This is a genomic window from Streptomyces bohaiensis, from assembly GCF_012033785.1.
GTDB classification, from domain to species: domain Bacteria; phylum Actinomycetota; class Actinomycetes; order Streptomycetales; family Streptomycetaceae; genus Streptomyces; species Streptomyces bohaiensis.
The window spans coordinates 1-23,478 of sequence record NZ_JAAVJC010000057.1 but is presented as its reverse complement, the minus strand read 5'-3'; the positions used below and the strand labels follow the sequence as shown (position 1 = coordinate 23,478).

Annotated in this window: 20 protein-coding genes; 9 read left to right on the top strand and 11 right to left on the bottom strand. The window is 74.3% G+C overall.

Translation table 11 applies throughout. From position 1 onward, the window contains the following. Positions 1-45: 45 nt before the first annotated feature. Entirely contained in the window at positions 46-2,634 is a 2,589-nt protein-coding gene (gene clpB, locus HCN52_RS09570) for an ATP-dependent chaperone ClpB (protein WP_168087965.1), read from the bottom strand. Positions 2,635-2,835: 201 nt separating this feature from the next. On the opposite strand from clpB, the gene HCN52_RS09565 reads away from it, so the two are divergent. Then, positions 2,836-3,273: a pyridoxamine 5'-phosphate oxidase family protein gene (locus HCN52_RS09565; RefSeq protein ID WP_168087964.1), complete on the top strand. Its 438-nt coding sequence runs from the start codon at positions 2,836-2,838 to the stop codon at positions 3,271-3,273. 94 nt (positions 3,274-3,367) lie between these two features. On the opposite strand, the gene HCN52_RS09560 is transcribed toward HCN52_RS09565, so the two are convergent. After that, positions 3,368-4,777 carry a hypothetical protein gene (locus HCN52_RS09560; RefSeq protein WP_168087949.1) on the bottom strand — a complete coding sequence of 470 codons (1,410 nt, stop codon included), beginning with the start codon at positions 4,775-4,777 and terminating at the stop codon, positions 3,368-3,370. Positions 4,778-4,968: 191 nt separating this feature from the next. Between HCN52_RS09560 and HCN52_RS09555 the strand changes: the two genes are divergently transcribed. The 4 genes from HCN52_RS09555 to HCN52_RS09540 all read left to right on the top strand — a co-directional run bounded on the left by HCN52_RS09555 (position 4,969) and on the right by HCN52_RS09540 (position 9,264). Then, positions 4,969-5,553 carry a hypothetical protein gene (locus HCN52_RS09555; RefSeq protein WP_168087963.1) on the top strand — a complete coding sequence of 195 codons (585 nt, stop codon included), beginning with the start codon at positions 4,969-4,971 and terminating at the stop codon, positions 5,551-5,553. A gap of 238 nt (positions 5,554-5,791) precedes the next feature. Beyond that, positions 5,792-7,957, top strand: coding sequence for an ABC transporter ATP-binding protein (locus HCN52_RS09550; protein ID WP_245175007.1), 2,166 nt, complete (start codon positions 5,792-5,794; stop codon positions 7,955-7,957). 229 nt (positions 7,958-8,186) lie between these two features. Further along, positions 8,187-8,765 (top strand): GNAT family N-acetyltransferase, encoded by a 579-nt coding sequence (locus HCN52_RS09545; protein ID WP_168087962.1) that lies wholly within the window; start codon positions 8,187-8,189, stop codon positions 8,763-8,765. Between the two features lie 130 nt (positions 8,766-8,895). Continuing rightward, positions 8,896-9,264: a PH domain-containing protein gene (locus tag HCN52_RS09540; RefSeq protein ID WP_168087961.1), complete on the top strand. Its 369-nt coding sequence runs from the start codon at positions 8,896-8,898 to the stop codon at positions 9,262-9,264. An 87-nt stretch (positions 9,265-9,351) separates the two neighbouring features. Here the strand turns inward: HCN52_RS09540 and HCN52_RS09535 are convergent, their stop codons facing one another. From HCN52_RS09535 to HCN52_RS09510, 6 genes are all read right to left on the bottom strand, one after another. Continuing rightward, the gene (locus HCN52_RS09535) at positions 9,352-9,801 is read right to left on the bottom strand and encodes a peptidoglycan-binding domain-containing protein (RefSeq protein ID WP_168087960.1); all 450 of its coding nucleotides are present in this window, start codon (positions 9,799-9,801) and stop codon (positions 9,352-9,354) included. Between the two features lie 32 nt (positions 9,802-9,833). After that, entirely contained in the window at positions 9,834-10,286 is a 453-nt protein-coding gene (locus HCN52_RS09530) for a peptidoglycan-binding domain-containing protein (RefSeq protein WP_168087959.1), read from the bottom strand. 146 nt (positions 10,287-10,432) lie between these two features. Continuing rightward, complete coding sequence (locus HCN52_RS09525) at positions 10,433-10,882, bottom strand: peptidoglycan-binding domain-containing protein (protein ID WP_168087958.1); 450 nt, start codon at positions 10,880-10,882, stop codon at positions 10,433-10,435. A 161-nt stretch (positions 10,883-11,043) separates the two neighbouring features. Next, entirely contained in the window at positions 11,044-12,039 is a 996-nt protein-coding gene (locus tag HCN52_RS09520) for a helix-turn-helix domain-containing protein (protein ID WP_168087957.1), read from the bottom strand. A 303-nt stretch (positions 12,040-12,342) separates the two neighbouring features. After that, entirely contained in the window at positions 12,343-13,434 is a 1,092-nt protein-coding gene (locus HCN52_RS09515; RefSeq protein ID WP_312876623.1) for a P1 family peptidase, read from the bottom strand. 224 nt (positions 13,435-13,658) lie between these two features. Continuing rightward, positions 13,659-14,852: a hypothetical protein gene (locus HCN52_RS09510; protein WP_209314353.1), complete on the bottom strand. Its 1,194-nt coding sequence runs from the start codon at positions 14,850-14,852 to the stop codon at positions 13,659-13,661. Between the two features lie 276 nt (positions 14,853-15,128). On the opposite strand from HCN52_RS09510, the gene HCN52_RS09505 reads away from it, so the two are divergent. Both HCN52_RS09505 and HCN52_RS09500 read left to right on the top strand, forming a co-directional pair. Beyond that, positions 15,129-15,380: a DUF7660 family protein gene (locus tag HCN52_RS09505; protein WP_168087956.1), complete on the top strand. Its 252-nt coding sequence runs from the start codon at positions 15,129-15,131 to the stop codon at positions 15,378-15,380. 180 nt (positions 15,381-15,560) lie between these two features. After that, on the top strand, positions 15,561-16,898 hold the full coding sequence (locus HCN52_RS09500) for a DUF6461 domain-containing protein (RefSeq protein WP_168087955.1): 1,338 nt from the start codon (positions 15,561-15,563) through the stop codon (positions 16,896-16,898). A gap of 41 nt (positions 16,899-16,939) precedes the next feature. Here the strand turns inward: HCN52_RS09500 and HCN52_RS09495 are convergent, their stop codons facing one another. The 3 genes from HCN52_RS09495 to HCN52_RS09485 all read right to left on the bottom strand — a co-directional run bounded on the left by HCN52_RS09495 (position 16,940) and on the right by HCN52_RS09485 (position 21,054). Further along, entirely contained in the window at positions 16,940-17,269 is a 330-nt protein-coding gene (locus HCN52_RS09495) for a nuclear transport factor 2 family protein (protein WP_168087954.1), read from the bottom strand. A gap of 159 nt (positions 17,270-17,428) precedes the next feature. Next, positions 17,429-18,865, bottom strand: coding sequence for a cellulase family glycosylhydrolase (locus HCN52_RS09490; protein ID WP_209314352.1), 1,437 nt, complete (start codon positions 18,863-18,865; stop codon positions 17,429-17,431). Between the two features lie 332 nt (positions 18,866-19,197). Then, positions 19,198-21,054 carry a serine/threonine-protein kinase gene (locus HCN52_RS09485; RefSeq protein ID WP_168087952.1) on the bottom strand — a complete coding sequence of 619 codons (1,857 nt, stop codon included), beginning with the start codon at positions 21,052-21,054 and terminating at the stop codon, positions 19,198-19,200. 268 nt (positions 21,055-21,322) lie between these two features. On the opposite strand from HCN52_RS09485, the gene HCN52_RS09480 reads away from it, so the two are divergent. Both HCN52_RS09480 and HCN52_RS09475 read left to right on the top strand, forming a co-directional pair. Beyond that, entirely contained in the window at positions 21,323-22,303 is a 981-nt protein-coding gene (locus HCN52_RS09480; protein WP_168087951.1) for a pectate lyase family protein, read from the top strand. A 165-nt stretch (positions 22,304-22,468) separates the two neighbouring features. Beyond that, the coding region (locus tag HCN52_RS09475) for a LacI family DNA-binding transcriptional regulator (protein ID WP_168087950.1) at positions 22,469-23,478 on the top strand (1,010 nt) is incomplete at its 3' end.

The following is a 23,478-nucleotide window of genomic DNA, read 5'->3' as shown; positions in this document are numbered from 1 at the left end:
GGCCCGGCGGCACCGGTCGGTGCGGCCGGGCCCGTCGGCTGCCGGTCAGCCGGCGCGTTCCACGCGCAGGCCGTCCGCGGGGTCGACGTCCACCGCGACCGTGTCGCCGTCGCGGATCTCGCCGGCGAGGATCTCGCGGGCCAGCCGGTCTCCGATCGCCGTCTGCACCAGCCGCCGCAGCGGGCGGGCGCCGTAGGCGGGGTCGTTGCCCTCGACCGCGAGCCACTGGAGCGCCTCGGGCGTGATGTCCAGCGTGAGGCGGCGGTCCCGCAGCCGCCGCTGCAACGCGTCGATCTGGAGCTGGGCGATGCGCGCCAACTCGTCGCCGCGCAGCGGCTCGAAGATCACCACGTCGTCGAGGCGGTTCAGGAACTCGGGACGGAACGCGGACCGCACCGCCGCCATGACCTGCTCCCGCCGGGCGCCGGGGTCGGCGGCCGGGTCGAGCAGGTGCTGGCTGCCCAGGTTCGAGGTCAGGATCAGGATGGTGTTGCGGAAGTCGACGGTCCGGCCCTGCCCGTCGGTGAGCCGGCCGTCGTCGAGGACCTGGAGCAGGATGTCGAAGACCTCGTGGTGGGCCTTCTCCACCTCGTCCAGCAGCACCACCGTGTACGGGCGGCGCCGGACGGCCTCGGTCAGCTGGCCGCCCTCCTCGTACCCGACGTAGCCGGGCGGGGCACCGACCAGCCGCGCCACGGAGTGCTTCTCGCTGTACTCGCTCATGTCGATGCGGACCATGGCCCGCTCGTCGTCGAAGAGGAAGTCGGCGAGCGCCTTGGCGAGTTCGGTCTTGCCGACGCCGGTGGGGCCGAGGAAGAGGAAGGAGCCGGTGGGGCGGTCCGGGTCGGCGACGCCCGCACGGGAGCGGCGGACCGCGTCGGAGACGGCGCGCACCGCCTCGGCCTGCCCGATGAGCCGGCGGCCCAGCTCCGCCTCCATCCGGAGCAGCTTCGCCGTCTCGCCCTCCATGAGGCGCCCGGCGGGGATGCCGGTCCAGGCGGAGACGACGTCGGCGATGTCGTCCGGGCCGACCTCCTCCTTGACCATGGTGTCGCGGGCGGCCTCCTGCTCGGCCTGTGCCGCCTCCTCCAACTGCCGCTCCACCTCCGGGATCTCCCCGTAGAGCAGCTTGGAGGCGGTGCCGAAGTCGCCGTCGCGCTCAGCGCGTTCGGCCTGGCCGCGCAACTCGTCGATGCGCTCCTTGAGTGCACCGACCTGGTTGAGGGACTTCTTCTCCTTCTCCCAGCGGGCGGTCAGCTCGCGCAGCTCCTCCTCGCGGTCGGCGAGGTCGGCGCGCAGTCGCTCCAGCCGTTCGCGGGAGGCGGTGTCCGACTCGTTGGCCAGCGCCAGTTCCTCCATCCGGAGGCGGTCGACGGAGCGCTGGAGCTCGTCGATCTCCACCGGCGAGGAGTCGATCTCCATCCGCAGCCGGGAGGCGGCCTCGTCGACGAGGTCGATGGCCTTGTCCGGCAGGAAGCGGGAGGTGATGTAGCGGTCGGAGAGCGCGGCGGCGGCGACCAGCGCGCTGTCGGCGATCTGCACCTTGTGGTGCGCCTCGTAGCGGCCCTTGAGCCCGCGGAGGATCGCCACGGAGTCCTCGACGGTGGGCTCGGCGACCAGCACCTGCTGGAACCGGCGCTCCAGCGCGGGGTCCTTCTCGATCCGTTCGCGGTACTCGTCGAGCGTGGTGGCGCCGACCATCCGCAGCTCGCCGCGGGCCAGCATCGGCTTGAGCATGTTGCCGGCGTCCATCGCCGAGTCGCCGCCGGCTCCGGCACCGACGACGGTGTGCAACTCGTCGATGAAGGTGATGATCTGGCCGTCGCTCTCCTTGATCTCGGCCAGCACGGTCTTCAACCGCTCCTCGAACTCGCCGCGGTACTTGGCGCCGGCGACCATGGCGCCGAGGTCGAGGGAGACGAGGCGCTTGTTGCGCAGCGACTCGGGGACGTCGCCCTTGACCACCCGCTGCGCCAGCCCCTCGACGACGGCGGTCTTGCCGACGCCGGGCTCGCCGATCAGCACGGGGTTGTTCTTGGTGCGGCGCGAGAGCACCTGCACCACGCGGCGGATCTCGTGGTCGCGGCCGATGACCGGGTCCAGCCGGCCCTCGCGCGCGGCGGCGGTGAGGTCGGTGCCGAACTTCTCCAGCGCCTTGTAGCTGCCCTCGGGGTCCTCGGAGGTGACGCGGCGGCTGCCCCGGTTCTGCTGGAACGCCTCGGCGAGCGCCTTGGCGGTGGCCCCGTTCTCCCGCAGCAGGTCGGCGGTCTGGCCGCCCTTCGCGGCGAGTCCGATCAGCAGGTGTTCGGTGGAGACGTGGCTGTCGCCGAGTTCGCGCGCCCGCTGGGAGGCGTCGGCGATGACGGCGAGCAGTTCGCGGTTGGGCTGCGGGCGGGCGACGGAGGAGCCCTGGACGCTGGGCAGCGCACCGAGCAGCCGCTCGGCGCCGCCGCGCAGCACCGCCTGGTCGGCGTCGACGGCGGCGAGCAGGTCCTGGATGTTCTCGTTCTCCTCGCCCGAGAGCAGGGCGAGCAGCAGATGGACGGGGGTGATGTCCGGGTGGCCGTCCGTGAGCGCCCGCTCATTGGCGGCGCTGATCGCGTCCCGGCTCCGGTTGGTCAGCTCGGCGTTCACGTGCGGACGCTCCTCCTTGCAGATCTCGACTATGCAAAGTTGAGTCTAGGGCACTCAAGGCATCTTCGCCAAGAGTTCCCCGCCGTGCCGCGCCCGGGCGACACGGCGGTGGACGACACGGCGCCGGAGTCGCCGCGCCGGTCCCGCGCGGCGGTCCCGGCCGGCGGCGCTCGCCCGCGGGACCGGGCCTATCCTCGGGCCATGGCCCTCGACCCGCGGCACCCCGACTCCGACTACCTGGCCTTCTGGCGTGAGCACCATCTGTGCACGCTGAGCATTCCCCGGCCGGACGGCCCGCCGCACGTGACACCCGTGGGCGTCACCTACGACCCGGACGCCGGACTCGCCCGGGTCATCACCAGCAGCTTCCGCACCAAGGTGCGACACATTCGCGCCGGGGGCGAGCGGGGCGTCCCGGTCGCCGTCTGCCAGGTGGACCGCGGGCGGTGGGCGACGCTGGAGGGCGTGGCCAGGATCGACGAGGACCCGGCGGCGGTGGCGGACGCGGTCCGCCGGTACGCGGAGCGCTACGGACGGACCCCGCGGCCCAATCCGGACCGGGTCGTGATCGAGATCGCCCTCACCCGGGCCCTGGGTCGCGGCACTCCCCCGCAGCCGCGGGCGGCCTCCGGCAGCTGAGGAGCTGCCGGGAACGACCGGGCGGGCGGGGTCGTCGGGCACGGCCGTACCGTCCCGTCCGGCAGGTACCGCAGTCCCGGCCGGGCCGGCGGACTCAGCCCACGTAGACCCAGCCCGCAAGGGTCTCGGGGGTGGCGGCCGGGGCCTCGCACCGCTCCGCCTCCGGCTGGCAGACGGTCCGGGGACCGCCGAAGACGACGAGCGCCGCGCCGCTCCAGCTGACGTAGGGGTCGGTCAGCTTCTCGCCCTCCGCCAGCGGCGGGCCCGGCAGCTCGGTCCAGGTGTCGTCGGCCGGGTGGTAGGCGCGTCCGGGCGCGAGCGCGGCCTCCCCGGTCCAGCGGAAGTGGTGGCCGAGGCCGTGCCGCTCGGCCTCGCCGGGCGGCGGCTCCAGCTCGCGCCACTGGTCGGCGGCGATGTCGTAGGCGTGCGGCGCGGTCTCGTCGAGGAACAGCAGCCGGCCGCCGGCCGCCACCACCGTGACGTACCGGTCGTCGCCGGTGACCGGCGGGGGCTCGGTCTGCCGCCACTCGCCGCTGCCGAGTGCCAGCACCCAGGTCTCGGTTCCGTCGGCGACGACGGCCACCACGCGGTCCGGCGCGGGGACCAGCCGCACCTCGCCGACGGGCCCGGCGTCGGTCCCCTCGTCGGTGCCGGCGTCGGCGTCGGCGTCCGAAGTGTCCTGGTCGCCCGCGTCGGCGTCGGCATCCGCGTCAGCGTCGGTGTCGGCGTCGGCGTCCCGCTGCTCGCCCGCGGGGGCGTAGGGGCCGGGCGCGAGGTGGCGGAGCGCGCCGTCCTGGGGGTCGACGGCCACCACGCCCGGTGCGCCGTCGTCGACGGTGACGGCGGCCGGATGGCCGAGGATCAGCTCACCGCCGGTCATCACCGCGGCGTAGGCCGGGTCGTCGGCGCCGCCGGCCGTCAGCCGTTCGCCGCCGAGATCGACCTCGCGCCAGCTGTCGCCGGCCGGGTCGTAGGCGAGCAGACCGCCGTCGGAGGACGCGTCGAGGTCGTCACCCGGGTCGACCACCGGGCCGAACAGGACCTCCTGGCCGGTCCAGCGGGCGAAGCCGCCCGGCGCGAGCACCAGGTCGACCGGGGGTTCCGCCATCGCGCTCCACTCCCCGGACGGCGACCAGACGGCACCGTCGGTGAACGGCTCCGCCCCGGCCTCGCCGGTGGGCGCGCGTCCGCCCCAGACCACCAGCCGGTCGCCCGCCCAGACCGTGCCCGTCCCGACGCGGTCGGCCAACGGGGCTGCCTGGATCGGCTCCCACTCACCGCCCGCGTGGGGACGGTCCGCCTCGGCGGTGACCGGCCAGTCGAGCCAGACCACCGCGAGGCCGGCGGCCAGCCACGCCGCGGCGACGGCGCCCAGCACCGTCAGGCGCCGACGACGCCCCCGGCGCCGCGCCTCCTCGCCCGGCCGCTCGGACGAGGCGCCCTCGTCCTCCGGGCCGTCGAACGCGTCCGCGCCGGTGCTGCCGTGGGTTCCGCTGCCGTTCATACCTCTCCAGACGTCCCGGGGCGGGCTCGGAGTTCCTGCCCCGCTCGCCGTGTGCATGTCGCCGTGCGCCGCACGCCCGTGCCCGCGCCCGCGCTCGCTCGCCGCCGGTGCCCCGGCACGCAGACGCTACCGGTACAGGATCGGGACACGCCCGCCGGTCCGTCGTGCACCGGCGCTGCTATCCATGGTCCATGCCACGCCACAAGGACGGGTTCCCCGCCGATATCGACCTCACCGTCGCGGACGACCGCTTCGGGCGGATCACGCTGGCCTGCCGGGTCGTCGAGGGATGGGTCGAGGTGCACGGCCCCGGAATACCGACCGTTCGGCTGGAGCGCGAGGCCGGCGCGCGCCCGGATCGCGAGGTGCGCGCGGGCAGCCGCGACAGCGGACGGCTGCGGATGACCGTGGACGGCCGCCGGGTGCGGCTGAAGGCCGGACGCAGCGGCTGGACCCGGCGGGCGCGCCGCACACGGGTCCACCTGCCGGACCGCGTGATCCACCTCCACCCCTTCAACGACACCCGCAGCAGGCTGCACCGCAGCCGCCGGCTCCTCGGCCCGCTGCGGCTGCCGCGCCGCCCGCTCGCCACCATCCGCGAAGAGCCGCACCGGTGGCACGAGCCGGCCGGCCTGGTCACCACCCGCTGGTACCGGACGGCGGGGCGGGTCGCCCCGCTCGACGCCGCGGTCGGGTACGCGCTGGTCGCGGCGTTCGGCGCCGGGTCCGAGACGATCCTCGGGCTCGACCTGTTCGACCTGGGCTCCGGCGTCTGACCCCGGGCGGCCGCCCTCCCGCCACCGCGCCCGCCGCCGCGCCCGCCACCTCGCCCGCCGCCCGACTCCCGCCCGGCTCCCGCGCACCGCCCCGGCGGCGGCGGACCACCCGTGCGCCCAGCGCCGCCGGGTGGCGCACGGATCACCCCACGCCATCTGGCGACCGCTCCCGGGAGCCCCCCGACGATGGGCGCACCGCGCCGCTCGGCGCGGGTACCCCGGGGAGCGGAGGGTGCGGATGCGGCGGGCACGCGGACGGGCGGCGCGCGACAACGGAGGAACGACGGACCACAGGACGCCGAGGCCGCGGAAGGCCGCCGCCCCCGGCGACCGGCCCGGGACGACGGGCGGGACGGCGAGCGGCGCGACAACCGACCCGGCGACCGGGACGCCGGGAGGCCCCGCGCCGGCCGACGACCCGACAGCCGATGACTCGGCCGGCAGCGCGCCGGGCACGGCGGCGACGGCCGAGAAGGGCGGGGGCGCCACCCACGTCTCCGAGTCCGAACAGCTGCTCTACGGCGGGGCGCTGCGGTACGACATGGGCTGGTCGGCCCATCGGGACTCCATGCTGCGGCTCACCGCCTGGGACGCCATGCGCCGCCTGCCCCGCATGCTGGGCGTCTGCGTCCGGCTGGCCTGGCAGGCCGACCGGCGGGCCACCGGCACGGTCGCCGTCGCCGAGACGCTGCGCGGCGTCGCCCAGGCGATGGTGCTGCTCGGGGTGCAGACGGTGCTCGCGGCGCTGCTCGCGCCCGCCGACATCACCGACGGCGTGCGCGACGCCCTCCCGGCCATGGTGGTGATGGCCGCGGCCGCCGCCTGCGGCGCGCTGTTCGGCGCGGTCACCACCTACGCCGACGGACGGCTGCGCCCGCAGGTGGAGCGGCTCGCCCAGGAGCAGTACCTGCGGCGCGCGCTGTCCGCCGAGATGGCGTCGATCGAGGACCACGGCTACCACAAGCTGCTGGAGTCGGCGCAGTTCGGCGCCGCCTCCGCCCGCAACATGATCGGCCACGGCACCCGCGTCATCGCCACCCTGATCTCGCTGGTGGCCGCCGCCGGGGTGCTCACCAGCCTGCACCCCGCGATGCTGCCGCTGCTGCTGCTCATGACGGTCCCCGGCACCTGGGCGACGCTCGCCATCGCCCGGCACCGCTACCGCTCCTTCCACGAGTGGTTGCAGCACAACCGGGCCGTGGCGGAGCTGAGCCGCATGGCGATCCGGGAGGACGCGGCGTCGGAGATCCGCGTCCACGGCGTCGGGCCGTTCCTGCTGCACCACTTCCACGCCATGTCCCGCGAGCACGAGTCCGAGCAGACCCGCCTCGCCCGGCGCGCCGCCGGCATCGGGCTCGCCGCCGCCACGCTCGGCGGAGCGACCGCGCTGCTCACCTACCTGACGCTGGGGGCGCTGCTGTGGACCGGTGCCATGGCGTTCGCCGCGGCGGGCGCGGCCGTCGTCGCCATCCGCGCGGGGACCACCGCGCTCGACGGCCTGGTCCGGCAGATCAACGACATGCACGAGGACGCGCTGTTCGTGCAGGACCTCCACCTGCTGGTCGAGGGCAGCGGCGCGCACGACATCCCCGAGGGCGGCGAGCAACCGCCGGCGGAGCCGGGCGACATCACCGTCGAGGGGCTGACCTTCGCCTACCCCGGTACGGTGACCGGCCCGGTGCTGCGCGACGTGTCGCTGACGGTGCCCGCCGGACGCGTCACCGCTCTCGTCGGCGAGAACGGCTCGGGCAAGTCGACCCTGGTGAAGGTGATCTGCGGGCTGTACCTCCCGCAGCACGGCACGGTCCGCTGGAACGGCGCCGACACCGCCCGCTACGACCGGCGGCAGGTGTTCCGCCGGTTCCGGCTCGTCGGGCAGGACTTCTTCCGCTGGCCGTTCACGGCGGGGGTGAACGTCGCCATCGGCCAACCCGAGGTCCCCGCCGACCCGGCCCGGCTGGACCGCGCGGCCGCGGCCGCCGGAGCCACCGCGCTGGTCGACTCGCTCCCGCAGCGCTGGGGCACGCTGCTCTCCCGCGTCTACCAGCGCGGCCACCAACTGTCCGGCGGCCAGTGGCAGAAGCTCGGCATCGCGCGGGCCGCCTACCGGGACGCGCCCGTGCTCGTCGTCGACGAACCGACCGCCGCGCTCGACGCCAGGGCCGAGCAGGAGGTCTTCCGCCGCATCCGCGCGCTGGCGGACGGCGGGCGGACCGTCATCCTCATCACGCACCGGATGGCGTCCGTCCGCGACGCCGACCGGGTCCACGTCCTCCACGAGGGCCGGCTCGTCGAGTCCGGCACCCCGGACGAACTGCTGTCGGCGGGCGGCAGCTACGCGGAGATGTACCGCATCCAGGCCGCGCAGTTCGACCAGGACCGCGACCGCGAGACGACCGGCTGACGCGAGGGACGGAGCCGGTGAGGGGGGCACGCGGGGACGTTGCGGGGGCGGGCCGGTCGCGGCCCGCCCCACCGCCGGGGGCACCGGCGGCGGGGGCACCGGCGGCGGGGGCACCGGCGGCGGAATCGGGTTGCCCGCCGGGGCGAGCTGCGCTGGTATGGGCGGAGCTTCGGCGGGCCCCGTCCGCTACCGCCCACCCACGCCGTCCCCCGTCCCGGCCGGAGGAACCATGACCGAGGTCACCGGACCGATCCGCACCGAGCGGCTCGTGCTGCGCCCCTTCACCCCCGACGACGCGGACGACACCCTCGCCTTCGAGTCCCGCGAGGACGTCGTCCGCTACATCCCCTACGGCCCCCGCGACGCCGAGGAGAACGCCCGCCAGGTCGCCCGGCGCACGGAACAGACCTCGCTCAGGGAGCAGGACGACGCGATCGTCCTCGCCGTCGACCTCGACGGGACGGTCATCGGCTACGTCCTGCTGATCCTGCGCAGCGTCGAGCACCGGCAGGGCGAGATCGGCTGGATCCTCCACCCGGACCACACCGGCCGCGGCTACGCCACCGAGGCGGCCCGCGCGCTGCTGCGCATCGCCTTCGAGGAAGCGGGCCTGCACGGCGTCTTCGCCCGCTGCGACGCGCGCAACACCGCCTCCCCGCCCGTCATGATCCGGCTGGGCATGCGCCGCGAGGCGGAGTTCGTGGAGTCGGTCCGCTTCAAGGGCGAGTGGACGACGGAGCTCCGCTACGCCCTGCTGGCCCGCGAATGGCGCGCGGCCGCCGGCGGGGCGGCCACCGACCGCTCCTGAGACCGCCGGCGCCACCGACCGCCCGCCGCGCCGGCGGGTGTGACGGGCGGGTGTGGCGGGTGGGCGGGGTGGGCATCGTCCGGGGGTCGTCCGCGGTGTGCGGGCGGCGGTTCACGGGAGGGGACGCGGGATGGGGATCTTCGGCAACGCGCACACGGTCGACCCGGCGGCGGCGCAGGAGGAGTACGCCCGGCTGTTCGGCCAGGGCGAGCGGGTGTACGCGGCGTACCTGCTGGTGCGCGACACCATCCTCTTCACCGACCGGCGGCTGATCCTGGTCGACAAGCAGGGGCTGACCGGCAAGAAGGTCGAGTACCACTCGATCCCCTACCGCAGCATCACGCACTTCGCCGTGGAGACCGCCGGCACCTTCGACATGGACGGGGAGTTGAAGATCTGGCTCTCGGGCGACTCGGTGCCGATCACCAAGACGTTCACCAAGGGTGTGGACATCTACGAGGTGCAGGCGATTCTGACCCAGTACGTCGCCGCGCGCTGAACGGGGCCGCCGCCACGTCCGGCGCGGTGACCTGCGGCCCGCGCCCGAGCGGGTGTGCGGCGGACGGTCGCCGCACACCCGCGGTGCTCACGACCGCGCGTTGGCGAACCGCTTGAACGCTGCCTGCGTGCCGGCACCGGCGACACCGTCGATGCTCCCGCCGTAGCCGTAGCCCGACTTGAGCATCAGTTGGAGCGCACTGATCGTTCCACCGCCCACAATGCCGTCGACGGCGCCGCCGTACCCCCACTGGGCTTTCAGCCAACGCTGCATGGCCTTCCAGCTGTTGGGGCCGAGCTGGCCGTCGATGGCGCCGGTGTAGTTCCACTGCCGGGCCAGCCAGCGCTGCACGTTGCGCGCCTCGGCGCTGGTGAGACCCAGGTTGACCACGCTGAGCGGTGCGACGGACTCGGTCTGGGCCACGACGGTCTGCTGTTGAGCTGCTGCCGCGGTCCCCGAGACCGCGAGGGTGCCGAGGGTGACCCCGGCGACCGCTGTGAAGGCAACTGCTGTCCTCATGAGGTGCTTCGCGTGCATGTTCTCTCCTCTTGCTGCGGGCGGGAGGGGCGTCAGACGTGGAGCGCTTCGACGAAACGGTTGAACGCGGCACGCGTGTCGGGCCCGGCGATGCCGTCGATGGGCCCGCGGTATCCGCTGCCCCCGTCCCGCAGCCGCCGTTGGAGTGCCTTGATGGTGTTCGGTCCGACGATGCCGTCGATGGCATCGGTGTAGCCCCACTCCGACTTCAACCAACGCTGCATGGCCTTCCAGCTGTTCGTGCCCAACTGGCCGTCGAGGGAGCCGGTGTAGCCCCAGCCCCGAAGCCAGCGCTGCAGCTTGCGCGCCTCGGTCGCGCTGAGGCCGAGGTTGTTCACCGTGAACGGCACGACGGTGTCGGACGCCGTGACGGTCCTCTCGGCGGGCTGTGCCGTCGCCGCCCCGGCAGTGGCCGACCCACCGACGGTGATGGCCGTGGCGATGGTGAGGCAGGCGAGTGTTCTCGTGATCCGGTACGTACGCATGTTGTCCGCTTCTCGTCGTGGTGAACCGGCCCGGCCCGTGGCGGCCGCATCGCCCCGGCGGGTGCGGCCCGGCCCCGGGGAGGGGCGGGCTGCGCGAGAGCCGGGAAGGTCGTGGTCAGCCGGGCAGTGACCGGCCGAGGTGGTCACTAGGTGTGGTAGACGAAGTTCCTGAACGCCGCGCGCGTCTCGGGCCCGGCGATACCGTCGATGGGACCGCCGTACCCCATGCCTCCGTGCTTCAGCATGCGCTGAAGTGCCCTGATCGTGTTGGGGCCGACGATCCCGTCAACAGCGTCGTTGTAGGACCAGCGCTCCTTGAGGAACCGCTGCATGGCGCGCCAGCTCTGGGGCCCGAGCTGCCCGTCGACAGCCCCGGAGTAGCTGTAGTGCGTCCGCAGCCACCGCTGGAGCCGCTGGGCCTCCGCCGTGGTCAGACCGAGGTTCACGACGGCCAGGGGTGCGACCGTCTCGGAGCTCGCCGTGTGGCTCACGGTCGGCGCGGCGCTCGCCGTACCGGCGGTGGCCAGGCCGCCCGCTCCGACTGCCAGCAGGGTGGTCAGCATGACGCCGGTACTGGCGACGGCTCTCACTCGCATGGTTCTCCTCATCCTCGTCCTCGTCCGGGAAGCTCGTGCCAGTGGCTCTCGGCCCGGCCGTCGCCTTCCTCCGGTCATCGGGCCCGGTCCCGCGCCCGGTTCTCATCCCAGCCGCTCTTCCTGAACGGGAACAGCGCATCCGCGAGGTGTGGCGCCCCGCGTCAAGGTTTCCGTCGCGAGCGGTCAACGAGCCCGGTGCGCGTCTCGGTCGGCGTCCTGCCGTAGTGCTGCGCGTAGACGCGCGTGAAGTGCGCGTGCGAGGTGAAGCCCCAGCGGTCCGCGACCACGTGCACGGGCAGCTCGCGGCAGAGCGGATCGACGAGCTCCCGGTGCGCCCCCTCCAGCCGCCTACGGCGGATGTGCGCGGTGGGAGTGGTGTGTCGACGCTGGAACAGCCGCTGCAGATGCCGCACCGAGATGTGATGTCGGTGGGCGATGTCGGCCGCCGTGAGTCCGTGGTCCCTCAGGTTCTGCTCGATGTACGCGTGGATGGCCCGCATGAGCAGGCGGTCCGCTGTTGCGGGCCCCGGTTCGGCAGTGGTGTCCGACGCCTGGGCGATCAGTCCCGCGACGAGCTCGGTGACCGTCCGTGCCAGACGGGCGGCATCGCCTGACCGGTACGAGGCGTGGTGGCGGTCGATGTGTTCGAGGAACTGACGGAGCAGGGAGCCGAACCCGCTGGTGGCGGCCACAGCACGAGCCACCAGGCGCTCCGGCGGGGCGGCCCCGGCCGGAGCGAGCCGGCTGCGGGGAATCTCTGCGCAGAGACCGACGACTCGGCGCTCCGGGTCCCTCGACGCCAGTGCGTAGGGCCGTGAGGAGTCGACGAGGTACAGCTCCCCCGGGCCGACCAGGTGGCGCCCGCTGCCCTGTACGGCTTCGATCCGTGCCGAACCGGCCGCAGGAGCGACCACCAGGCACAGGCCCGGGTCGGTGCGGTGGCCGAGCGGCGGCGGCCGCCGCGCGGCGAGAGTCGGCAGGGAGATCGGGAAGACGTGGATGTCCTCCAGGGCGATCCATCGCTGCCGCCCGCCCCGGACGGCGTCCTGATCACTGACACGTTCCCGCAGCGACACCGCCGGGCTGATGACGTCTGACGGCCGTTCCGAGCGTTGTCCGGGCTCCACCGGTTCGGTATCGAGCACGAGGGACTGCATGAGGGCTCCTCCTCCGAAGTACCGCGTCGGGCACCGTGGGTCACGGCCTGTTCGTCTCCGACGGGGCCCGGCAGGGCCACCGGCAGGCACTGCCCGGCCGATCAGGTCACGGCCTCGCGGTGGGAGCGGTGTCCCCGGGCGAGGCCGTGACCAGGAACGGCCGTGTCGGCACCCGGAGTCTGGCCGCCCCGGCCGCGGCAAAAACGCCGGCTAAACAGCAGCCAAGTGAACAGCCGGCCGACCCGGTGGGATCGCGGTGCTCCGAGGCGACTCGGGCGCACAGTCCGGGGGCGCGGAACGCTGTCAGCTCCCGTGCGCGGGAGAGGCGGTCACCGCGTGGGTGGGGAGTCCGTGGGCGGTGCGGCCGTCGGGGGTGCGGACGCTGCCTGCGGTGAGGAGGGCGTCCAGGACGGCCTCCTCGACCGCCTCCCGGACGGCGGCGAAGACGGCGTCGAGCTCGGCCGGCGGGAGCAGCCGCGGCGCGTCGGAGGGGGCGGCGGAGAAGGCGAGCCCGTAGTCACCGCTGCCGTGGCTGTAGGAGGCGCCGACCCGGCCCAGCGCGAGGGCGCCCCGGGCGGCGACGCGCGTCAACTGGTGTGCCGGGCAGGGGATGTCGAGCGCGACGATCACCACGCACGAGCCGGTCTCGACCCGGGAGCCGGCCCGCGTCAGCCCCAGCGCCTCGGGGGTGACGGTGCGGTCGCCCAGCCGCAGTTCACCCCCCATGTTGGCCTGCACCAGCACCCCGACGGTGGCGTCCCGCCCCGCGACGGGGCCCACCACGCGGGAGGCGCTGCCGATGCCGCCCTTGAAGCCGAGGGCGCACGCGCCCGTGCCACCGCCGACGCTCCCCAGCGGCACCGGCACGTCGGAGGCGCCGTCGAGCGCCCGCAGCACGTGGTCCTCCGTGACGGGCCGGGGCCAACGGCCGGAGAGCCAGCCGTCGTTGATCTCACCGACCACCGGGTTGAGGGAGACGGGCGGTGGAACGGCCCGGGCGAGGGTCCAGCTCACCAGGGCGTCCGCGGCGCGGAAGGCGGAGAGGGTGGAGGTCAGCAGGACCGGTGTCTCCAGCTCACCCAGCTCGGCGAGCTGGGTGGCGCCGACGAACTTGCCGTAGCCGTTGGCGACGTGGAGCCCCGCCGCGAGGGCCGGCCGGTCGTCCAGCGCGGCGGGAACCACGGCGGTGACGCCGGAGTACAGACCGACGCCGTCGTCGCGGAGCGTGGTGTGGCCGACCAGCACGCCGGTGACGTCGGTGAGCGTGTTGCCCGGGCCGGTGGGGAGGCGGCCGACGCGGCGGCCGAGGGCACGCGCCCGCACCGCCGGCCGGTCGGCGGAGCCGGCGGGGCCGGAAGGGACGGCGGGGCCGAAGGGGTTCGTGGGGCGGTGCACGCGGTCGGCTCCTCCGTGACGGCCGACGCCGGACGCGCCGGGCACTGGGCGGCACGCTGCCACACCCACGTCGCCGTGGGGCGGGCGGCGGCACCCTGTTGGCCGGGACCCGTCACGACGGGTCCGTAGGACGCGTGGTGCGCGACAGCGCAGGACCGCGCCAGTGCAGGGACCAGCGCGACGGCGGCGACCGTCTACCACCGGCCGGGGCGAGGCGCGTCGGCCTACTCCTCCGCCGGTCGGGCGCAGGCCGAGCGGATCTCCGTCAGCAGGTCGGTGTACTGATCACCGGTGGTGTGCACCGCGTGCCACACGGCCTCGACCGCGGCCCGCAGCGGCTCCCGCTCCGCTGCGGCGCGCACCGCCGGGCTCGCCGCGTACGCCTGGACGGGGGTCTCCGGCCGGAGCGGGCTGTCGCCGACGTCGATCACGCTGGTGTAATCGTCGCGGAACACGGTCACGCTCCCCGGCTCCCCCTGCGGCGGTATCGCCGGCGGCACCGAGCGGCGCGGGAGCCGGGGGTCGGAGACCAGGGCCTGTTCGAGCAGCGCCGCGTCGTGGAAGGGCGGCGGCAGGGGGCGCTCCGCCTCCAGGGCGGTCAACGCGTCGGCGAACCAGGGCACTTCGGTCAGTCCGGCCGCCTCGCACGCCCGCCGGGCGGCCAGCCGCGCCACCGCGCGCTGCACGTCGGGGGAACTGGCGGCGAGCAGGTGCACCAGGTCGCTGTCGTAGCGGAGGAGGCCGCGGACGTTGCCGCCCACCGCGCGCAGCGCGGGGCTCGGCAGCTGTCCGCCCCACTGCCGCCGCTCGGACTCGCGCTCTTGCGCCGCCTCGGCTCGCTCCTGGGCCTCGCGTGCCAGGCGTTCGGCCTCGGCACGCTGCTCGGGCGTGGGAGGTGGCGGAAGCGCCCGCGCGTAGCGGTGCCGGGAGGCGGCGTACCGGGAGGTCTGACGGATCACCCGGTCCGAGCGCGGCGGTGCCGACCAGAACTGCAGGAGGTAGCTGTCGGGCGCCGGTTCGTCCACTGCGGTGTCGAGCCGGTTGCCCTCGTCCATTCCCCGGGCGCAGTAGCGCACCCGGTGGTCGGTTCGGTCGAGGCCCAGCTCCCACACCGCCTCGCCCGCCCACTGCACCAGCAGCGAACGGTCCGACTGCGGGCGGAAGGAGACCTCCACCACGTCCTCCCAGGTCGGGTCCAGCGGCGGCTCCTCGTCGTGGATCTCCACGACGAAGCCGAGCCGCCCGGTGTGCAGCCCGGTGATCAGCCAGAGCGCGCCGGGCACCGCAGCACCGCACAGACCCGAGCGCTGCCCCGCGAACGCCTCGTCCATGGGCGGCGGGCCACCCTCCGGCTCGCTCTCGACGTAGATCTGGCTGTAGTGGACGTAGACCTGGCCGCTCACCGGCACGCGCACCATCTGTCCCTCCCCTGCGGCGCCGACCGCCGCCGCGCTCCCCGACGGCCGGACCGGCCGTCACCCGCTTCGCAGCATGCCCCAGGCCACCGACAACGGGCCGGTGCGAGTGCGGGAGCGTGAGCCAAGGTGCGGCGCCGCTCCCGCGCCCCCTGCCGGTCCGGCCCCACACGAGCAGGCGGGTGGGCGACGGGCGGGCCGCACGTGTGCAGATCCGCTGATGCTCCTAGAGCATCGTCACGCGTGGGTGCGCTCGCCGGAGCGAGGTACCTTCACTCCATGCCGCTCACTCCCGACAGCGAGGTCCGCAGCCGCGACGAGCTGGTCGCCTTCGTCCGAGAACTGCACCAGGACTACCTCCGTCGGGGGCAGGAATGGGAGAACCAGAGCCTCGACCACTTCCTCGCGGCCCTCGCGGCGTGGATGGATGACTCGCCGGGCTGGTACCGAAACTTCGGGAAGGAGCTTCCGGACGAGGGGGATTGGACCTTCCTGGCCAGGGCCCTTCAAGCCGCCACCGTCTATGAGTGAATCCGGTCCTGGGGTGGTCGGCCTGCGGTGAGCCGGTCCCGACAGAACAGTCGCAGGACAGCCGGTCAGGACGTCGGTCAGCCCTGAGCCACGTCCACCGGAACCCGCGACGAGTACCACTGTCGGCCCCGCGTGGCAGTCTCCAACTGCCCTTCCGGAGAACGACGATGGAGATCCGAGATGTCCGCCCGCCTGAACTGCCACGACCACCTCGACGCCCCGGTGTGTTCGCCGTCCGGCACCTGGTCCCTGGGCTACGACGCCGGGGGCCGGGCGGTCGTGGCCGACGCGGCGGGCACCACGGTCTGGCAGGCCGGTGCACCCGGCCGCCTGGAGCTGGAGCTCTGCGGCGACCTGGTCGTCCGCCAGGATGGCGAGGAGCGGTGGCGCCAGGGGCTGCCGACACCGCAGCAGATCGACTCGCTGCAGGTCACGGACGACGGGGACGTCCTGGTGTGCGGGGGTGGCGACGTCCCGGTGCACAGCCTGCTGCACGGCCCGGTCGAGACCGTGGTGCTGGGCGACCGCGCGCCGTTCGCCGAGCTGGGTGGCGGCCGCATCATCCGGTGGGCGGACGGGCGGCGGTCCGCGACGGTGAGCCTGCTCGGGGAGCTCCGCGAGGAGAAGGTGGACCATCGTGGCATGCCCGCCGGCTCCTGCAGCCTCATCGTCTCCGAGTCGCGCCGGCTGGACCGCCCCGACACCTGGCTGACCTGGCGGTTCCTCGACGACAGCGAGAGCTGCGGCTGGGAGCTGGTGCTGGTCGACGCCGACGACCGCGTCGTGTGGGCCTTGGGCCGCGGCGACGTGGACCCGGCGGCGGGAGTCGGCGGGGAGCAGGACCCGGCGGAGGAAACCCCGGTGCTCCCCGAGCCACCGCTGCCGGTGGCGGAGTCCGGCGCGTACGACAGCGCCTGGGCGGAGGCGCTGGAGCTGGACGACTGGTACTGCGTCACCGTCGTCCGGGACGCCGCCCCCGACCAGGTGCTGACGGTGCTGGGCGCGGAGCCTGCGGAGATCACGACCGCCACCGAGGAGCAGACGCAGCGGCGTTGCAGCTACGAGGACCGCACGGGGCACGACACCGCAGCCATCGCGTTCGCTCTCGGCCCGCACACGCTGCTTGTCGAGCACAGCGGCTGGGAGGCGTGGCGTTCCCCGGAGTTGTCGGAGGGCACCCTCGCCGTGACCGCCTACAGCGTGATGGGCGACGAGCGGTTCGTCGTCAGCCGGAACGGGGAGGCCGTCGCGGAGTACACCGACGCCGCGTTCGGCTCCCCCGGGTTCGGTGACACGGAGACGGCCGTGATCGCCCCCGCGCTGCGGGAGATGGGCCATGAGGGACTCGCCGAGCGGAACCTCGCCCACCAGCCCTTCCAGGTCGCCGACGAGTGGGACGACGACGGCGAGGACGAGGAGGTGGACAGCCTGGAGCTGATGTGCCGGGTCGCCCGGGTCAGGCCGACCCGGGAGCACGTGACCGGCGCGGGCCGGGTGTGGATCGCCGCTGCGGAGTAGCCGCGGCGCCACGGCCTCGCCGACCTCGGGGGCAGCTCCGCTCAGCCGGCGGCGCTCTGGCTCTGGCCGGTCTCGAAGCGGCTGACGCGGCCGTCGTCGACGGTGAAGCGCCAGTGGGTGCGCATGCCACCCCAGGTGGTGTTGGAGTAGGTCGCTGTCAGCTCACGGCCGCCGTCCGCGGCGGACTCGACCTCCAGGTGGCCGCTGACCGTGAAGATCTCGCGGTCGACCCAGGCCGTCAGGTCGCGCTCGGTGCCGTCGTCGGCCATGGTGGCGTCCGGCGTGAGCGCCTCGAAGAACGCCTCCCGGTCGCCGGTGTTGACCGCCGTGACGAACGCCGCCACCGCCGGGTCCTCGATCGTCGCCGTCATCCTTCTTCTCCTCGTGAGCGTCCGGCCCCGAGCGTTCCCAGGATAGGAACGCTCCTCGCGGTCCGCACCCCGTCGCGGGGCGAGGAGGGGCGGGAGCGCCGGTCGGGGGCGGGCGGGGCGGCTCCACCCGCCCCCGAGCGCGAGGGCGGAGGCCCGGGCTCAGGCGACGGTGCAGTCGGCGCCGTCGAGAGCAACGGAGCCGGGCGGGCCGGCGGCGGCGCCGGTCGCGGTGAAGCCGATCTCGACGTGCCCGCCGGGCGGGACGGCGGCGGTCCAGGGCTCCGGGGCCAGGGAGAGGCCGCGGCCGGTCTGCTCGACGCGGGCGCCCCAGGCGTTCTGCACCCGCTCGTCGCCGGCGAAGGTCCAGCTCAGGCGCCAGCCGTCCAGCGCGGTGGGCCCGGTGTTGGTGAGTCGGACGGCGGCCTGGAAGCCGCCGCCCCAGGTGTGGGAGACGGTGTAGGTGACGGCGCAGCGGCCGCCGGGGTCCGTCGGGTCGGGCTCGGTCGGGTCGGGGTCCGCCGGGTCGGTCGGGTCGGTCGGGTCCGGGTCGCCGCTGAAGACGGTCGCCTCGCGGGAGGTCTCGGCGATGCCGTTCGGTCCGTTGAACAGCCGCTCGCCCCACGAGGTGAGCGAGCCGCCGTCGAAGCCGTTCACCAGGTCCAGGTAGCCGACCTCGGCGCTGTTGCCGCTCCAGGACCATCCGAGGTAGCCGATGCCCAGGTCCTCCGCGACGGCGAGGATGGCGTCCTCGTCCGGGTCGCCGTCGGAGTGGTAGTGCCCGAACTCGCCCACCACCAGGGGCAGTCCGGCGTCGACGAAGTGGTTCAGGTAGCCGCTGACGGCCGCCGGTGTCTCGTAGACGCCGTACATGTGGATGGAGAAGACCGTGTTGCCCGACGGGTCGGCGTCGTACACGGCGGCGGCGTTCTGCCGCATCGTGTTGCTCCAGTCCTGGCCCCAGTTGGGCCCGTCCACCATCAGCAGGTGGTCCAGCCCGGCGGCGCGGAGCTTGCCGATCGCGCCGATGGTGTCGGCGGTCCACCGCTCGTAACCCTGGTTGCCGTGCGGCTCGTTGCCGATGTTGACGATGACGTGGTTCTCCTGGCCCGCGAGCGCACCGGCGACGGAGATCCAGTAGTCGGCGGCCCGGTCGAGGCTGACGGCGCCGGCCTGCTCGCCGTAGCCGGTGGTGTCGTGCACCTCCAGGACGCAGATCAGGCGGTTGGCGCGGCAGCCGGCGATGACACCCGCCACCTCGCTCTCCGAGCTCCGCTCCCAGCGGTCACCGGTGGAGAGCACGACCCGCACCGTGTTGGAGCCGAGCGCCTTGATGTCGGCGAGGGCCTGCGGGGTGGTATGGGTGTACCAGCTGTGGGGGTGGTTGACGCCGCGCAGGACGAAGTCGTTGCCGTCGGCCTCCACGATCCGCCCGTCGCTCACCCGCAACCCCGTCGCGGCGTGCGCGGGCCGGCTGAGCCCGAGGAAGGCGACGAGGGAACCGGTCAGCAGGGCGAGCACGGCGGCGATGGCGGTGAGCCGGCGCCGGTCGTCCCGGCGGGGCAGTGCCGGGCCGCTGCTGCGGGATGGTGGTCTCATGTGTGCGGCTCCAGGTGGGGGCGTGCCCCGAGGCGGGGCGCGGTGGGGTTCACCTGGGTCGGTCCGCCAGCGATTCATGGGAGCGCTCCCACTGCGCGGCGCACCTCGCCGGGGCCGAGTCACGCCCCGCCCCGCGGCGGGGCAGCGGGGCGGTACGGTGCGCCGGCCGACGGCACGCCGGCGACAGGGAGCCACGCCGTCGTCGCGGTGGGCCGCCCGGTGCTGCCCCACATGAACCCACCGGTCGCCGGAGCCGTCAAGACTCCCCGCACCGACTCCGTCGCCGCCGCGGCCCGGCGGTGCCCCGCCCGGTCGTCCGCTGCGGCTCCGGGCTACTGCCGCACCAGCGCGAAGGCGCGGGCCTCGTCGGCGCTCGGGTCGTACTCCTCGTCCTCGGGCACGACGTGCAGCCGCAGATCGTCGGGGTGGTCCCCGTGGACGTCCGCGACGTACTCCTGGTGCACCGCGCAGGTGGCGGCCACGTCGGCCGGTCCCACGCGCTCGGTCCGCACCGTCTTCAGGTACAGCTCGGTCTCGTGCTCGGAGACGTCACTGAGTTCCAGCGTGTCGACGCAGCGGTACTCGTGGCCGGTGCGGCTGTCGTCGTGGACGCTCTCGAAACGGCCGATGGTCTCGCCCAGTTGGCCGTCCTCCAGCCAGACGGCGATCTGGAAGTCCACCCCGCGCCACTCGCCGGTCCACCGGTGCGGCATGGCGACGACCGGGTCATCGGCCTCGTCGTCCTTGCCCTCGTCGCCGTCGCCGCCCGCTTCGTCGCCCTCGCCGTCGTCCGCGCCGTCGTCCGCGACGGTGTCGGCCTGATCGCCGCCGGTCGTGGCCGACGTCTCGTCCTCCGGCCCGCGCTTCTCGGCTCCGGTGGAGGTACCCGACCGGTCGTCGTGCTCGCCGGGGTCGCTGGTGTCCATCGCCGCGATGTACACCATCACGATCAGCAGGACGATGCCGGCGCCGATGGCGAGCACGGCGATGCACGAGCGGCGTGCGATGCCGAGCCACGGCCGGTCGTCGTCCGAACTGCCGGAGCCGCTGCTCGGCCCCGCACCGCCCGGCGCGCGGCCGAGCGCCCCGGGCGGCGGTGTGCCCGGCGCGCGGTACGGGCCGATCGCCTGCCCGGGGTACGAGGTGGGCGGGGTGTGGGGGCCGTGCGGCCCGGGCGGCGGGCCCTGCGGACGCGGCGCCGGGGGCGGCGGCGCAATCGGCGGCCCGAAACTGCCCTGGGTGACGAACCCGCCGGACGGCGGCCCGGGCGCCGCGGCTGCGCGTGAGGCGGCGGTCACCGCCGCCTCACGGCGCTCGTGGTCGGCGCGCAGATCGGCAGGGAGCCCTTCCTGCCAGCGGGCCGGGCCGCGGAGGATGCGGCCGAACCGGTCGGCCAGCTCCGCGGGGGAGGGGCGGTCGGCGGGGTCCTTGGCGAACGCGTCGGTCAGCGCTTCCCTCACGTCGGACGGCAGTCCGCCGAGATCCGGGTCGTGGTGGACGACGCGGTACAGCAGCGTGGGGACCGACGGGGTCTCACCGGGGCGCAGGAACGGCCCGTGGCCGGTGGCGGCGTGGTGCAGCAGCGCGGCGAGAGCGAAGACGTCGCTGGCGGGAGTGATGTCCTCCTCGCCGCTGGCCTGTTCGGGAGAGAGGTAGCCGGGTGAGCCGATGACGCCGCCGGTGGTGGTGAACCGGGCGTCGTCACCGGCGTGGGCTATGCCGAAGTCGATCAGCAGCGGGTGCTGGGGGCCGAGGAGCACGTTGGACGGCTTGAGGTCGCGGTGCACCAGCCCGGTCTCGCCCACCACCGCGAGGGCGCGCGACAGCTCCCTGGCGAGCAGCGGCAGCAACTCATGCGGTATGAGGCCATGTTGCTCGGTCCAGTCGAGCAGGGACGGGGCCGGGACATACTCGGCGGCGAGCCACTGCCGGCCCTCGGGCGAACGGGACCAGTCGACGACCGGCACCGTCCAGGAGCTGCGCACCCGGTCGGAGTTGCGGATCTCACGCTCGAACCGGCTGCGGAACCCGGGGTCGCTGGTGAGTTCGGAGCGGATCGTCTTCAGGGCGAGCGCTCTGCCGCCGGGGCTCTGCGCCAGGTAGACGCGCCCCATTCCCCCTTCACCCAGGATGCCCAGCAGGGGGTACCCCCCGACCTGCGACGGGTCGTCCGGCGTGAGCCTCTCCATGACACAACTCCCCAAGGGTGGCACCGCGGTACCGACCGGCTGCACGGCACTGAGGACTGTAGAACACCTGGGCGGCCCCTCGTGCATCTCGCACCCGCCGGCCGGCGTTTGCAGCGGGCCGGGCGGGGTGCGCGCGATAGTCCACACGCAGCCCCGCATCGTCCACAGCCGCCGCCCTAGCATCGATCCACCGCAGAGCCGCGCGGTGCTCCCTTCTCCACCCCCGCACCACCCCCACCCCACCCTCATCTCCCGGACGGAGACCCCCATGCGCAGGACGAGCGCACGGCTCAGGCTGGCCGGTGCCATGGCCGTGGCGACGGCGATCGCCACCCTCGGAGCCCTCACCACCGCCCACGGCGCCACCGCCGAGACACCCGCACCGGAGTCCGTGACCACCCTGTCGGTCGGCACCCCGACCGGCTTCGGCGCCGGCACCACCGGCGGCGCCGGCGGTTCGACCGTGACCGTGACCAACGCCTCGCAGTTCACGGAGGCCGTCAACCGCAGCGGCGCGCTCCAGGTGCGCGTCAACGGCACCATCAACCTCGGCTCGATGACGCGCGTCTCCTCCAACAAGACGATCATCGGGGTCGGCAACAACGGCCGGATCACGGGCAGCGGCCTCAACGTCCGCCAGGCCAGCAACGTCATCATCCAGAACCTGACGTTCACCGGCAGCAACGACGACGCCATCAACATCGAGGAGTCGACCCGGATCTGGGTGGACCACAACACGCTGTCCAACGCCTACGACGGGCTGGTCGACATCAAGCGCGGCTCCGACAGCATCACCGTCTCCTGGAACCGGGTCACCAACCACGACAAGACCATGCTGCTGGGCCACTCCGACTCCAACGGCTCGCAGGACCGCGGGAAGCTCCGGGTCAGCTACCACCACAACTGGTACGACGGCACCAAGCAGCGCAACCCCCGGGTGCGGTTCGGCAACCCCGTCCACGTCTACAACAACTACTACGGCGGCGTGACCAGTTACGGCGTCGCGTCGACGGTCGAGGCCGGGGTGCTCGTCGAGGGCAACTACTTCGAGAACGTGCGGGACCCGTTCCACCTCGGTGAGGGCTCCTCGCCCGGCGGCAGCCTGGTCGCCCGCAACAACCACTTCGTGAACTCCAGCACGGGGCAGACCGGCGGGTCGGTGCGGTCCATCCCCTACAGCTACTCGCTGGACAACCCGTCCAGCGTCAAGTCCATCGTGATGAACGGCGCGGGCGCGGGCCGGATCTGACCGCCGCCGCTCCATGACGGGGACGCCGGTGCGGCGTCCCCGTCCCACCGGCCCGGGCACGGGCTCCCGCACGGCGCGGGAGCCCTTGCCCGGGCCGCCGCGCGCCGCTATCTTCCGCCCGCGGCCACGGGGGCCCGCCGCGCTCCGACGGACGAGGACACCCCCATGCCGCGGCGACTCCCCCACACCGCCCGGGCTCCCCGGCCCACCATCGGCCTGATCACGGACAACATCCACCTCGGGGTGGGCGCGACCCTCTGGTCCGGGGTGCTGCGCGGCGCCGACGACGCGGATGTCAACGTGCTCTGCCTGCCCGGCGGACCGCTCAACTCCCCGGCGCAGCAACCCGCGTCCCGCCCGGGGCGGGTGCCGCGCGCCGCCGCGGACGGCTCGGCGCGGGGTAGCGTCCACGAGCTGGTGTCACCGGAGCTGCTCGACGGCGCGATCTGCTGGACCTCGACGCTGGGGCTGCCGACCCCGCCGGGCACCGCGGGCGCGGCCCTGGCGGAGCGGCTCGGCCGCCTGCGCGCCGTGGTCAGCCTGAACGGGCCGCTCGGCGACCACGAGACGCTGCTGCTCGACGGCTACACGGGGATGCGCCGGCTGGTCACCCACCTGGCGACTGTGCACGGCCTGCGGCGCCTGGCCTGCATCCGCGGCCCGTTGAGCAACCCGGTCTCCTGCGAGCGGTACCGCGCGTTCACCGACGCGCTGGAGCGGCACGGCCTGCCGCACGACCGGTCACGGGTGGCGGCCGCCCTCGGCTTCGGCCCGGGCGCGGGCGCGGCGGCGATGCGCATCCTCCTCGACGTGCGGGGGCTGCGACCGGGCCGCGACTTCGACGCGGTGGTGGCGTGCAGCGACGCCCTGGGCGCGGACGCGCTGCGCCTGCTGAACCGGCGGGGCATCCGGGTGCCGGGGGACGTCGCGGTGGTCGGTTTCAACGACTCCGTCGAGGCGCGGATCACCGACCCGCCGCTGACCTCTGTCTCGCTGCCGTTCGCCGAACTCGGTGCGCTGGCGGTCCGGACGGTCGCCGCCCGGCTGCGGGGCGCCGCACCGCCCGCGCGCCGCGTCGTCCCGGGGTCCCTGGTGGCGCGCCGGTCCTGCGGTTGCCGCGCGCCGCTGGTGAGCCAGGGGGCGGCCGCTCCGTCCCCGGGCGACCTCGGGCCGGG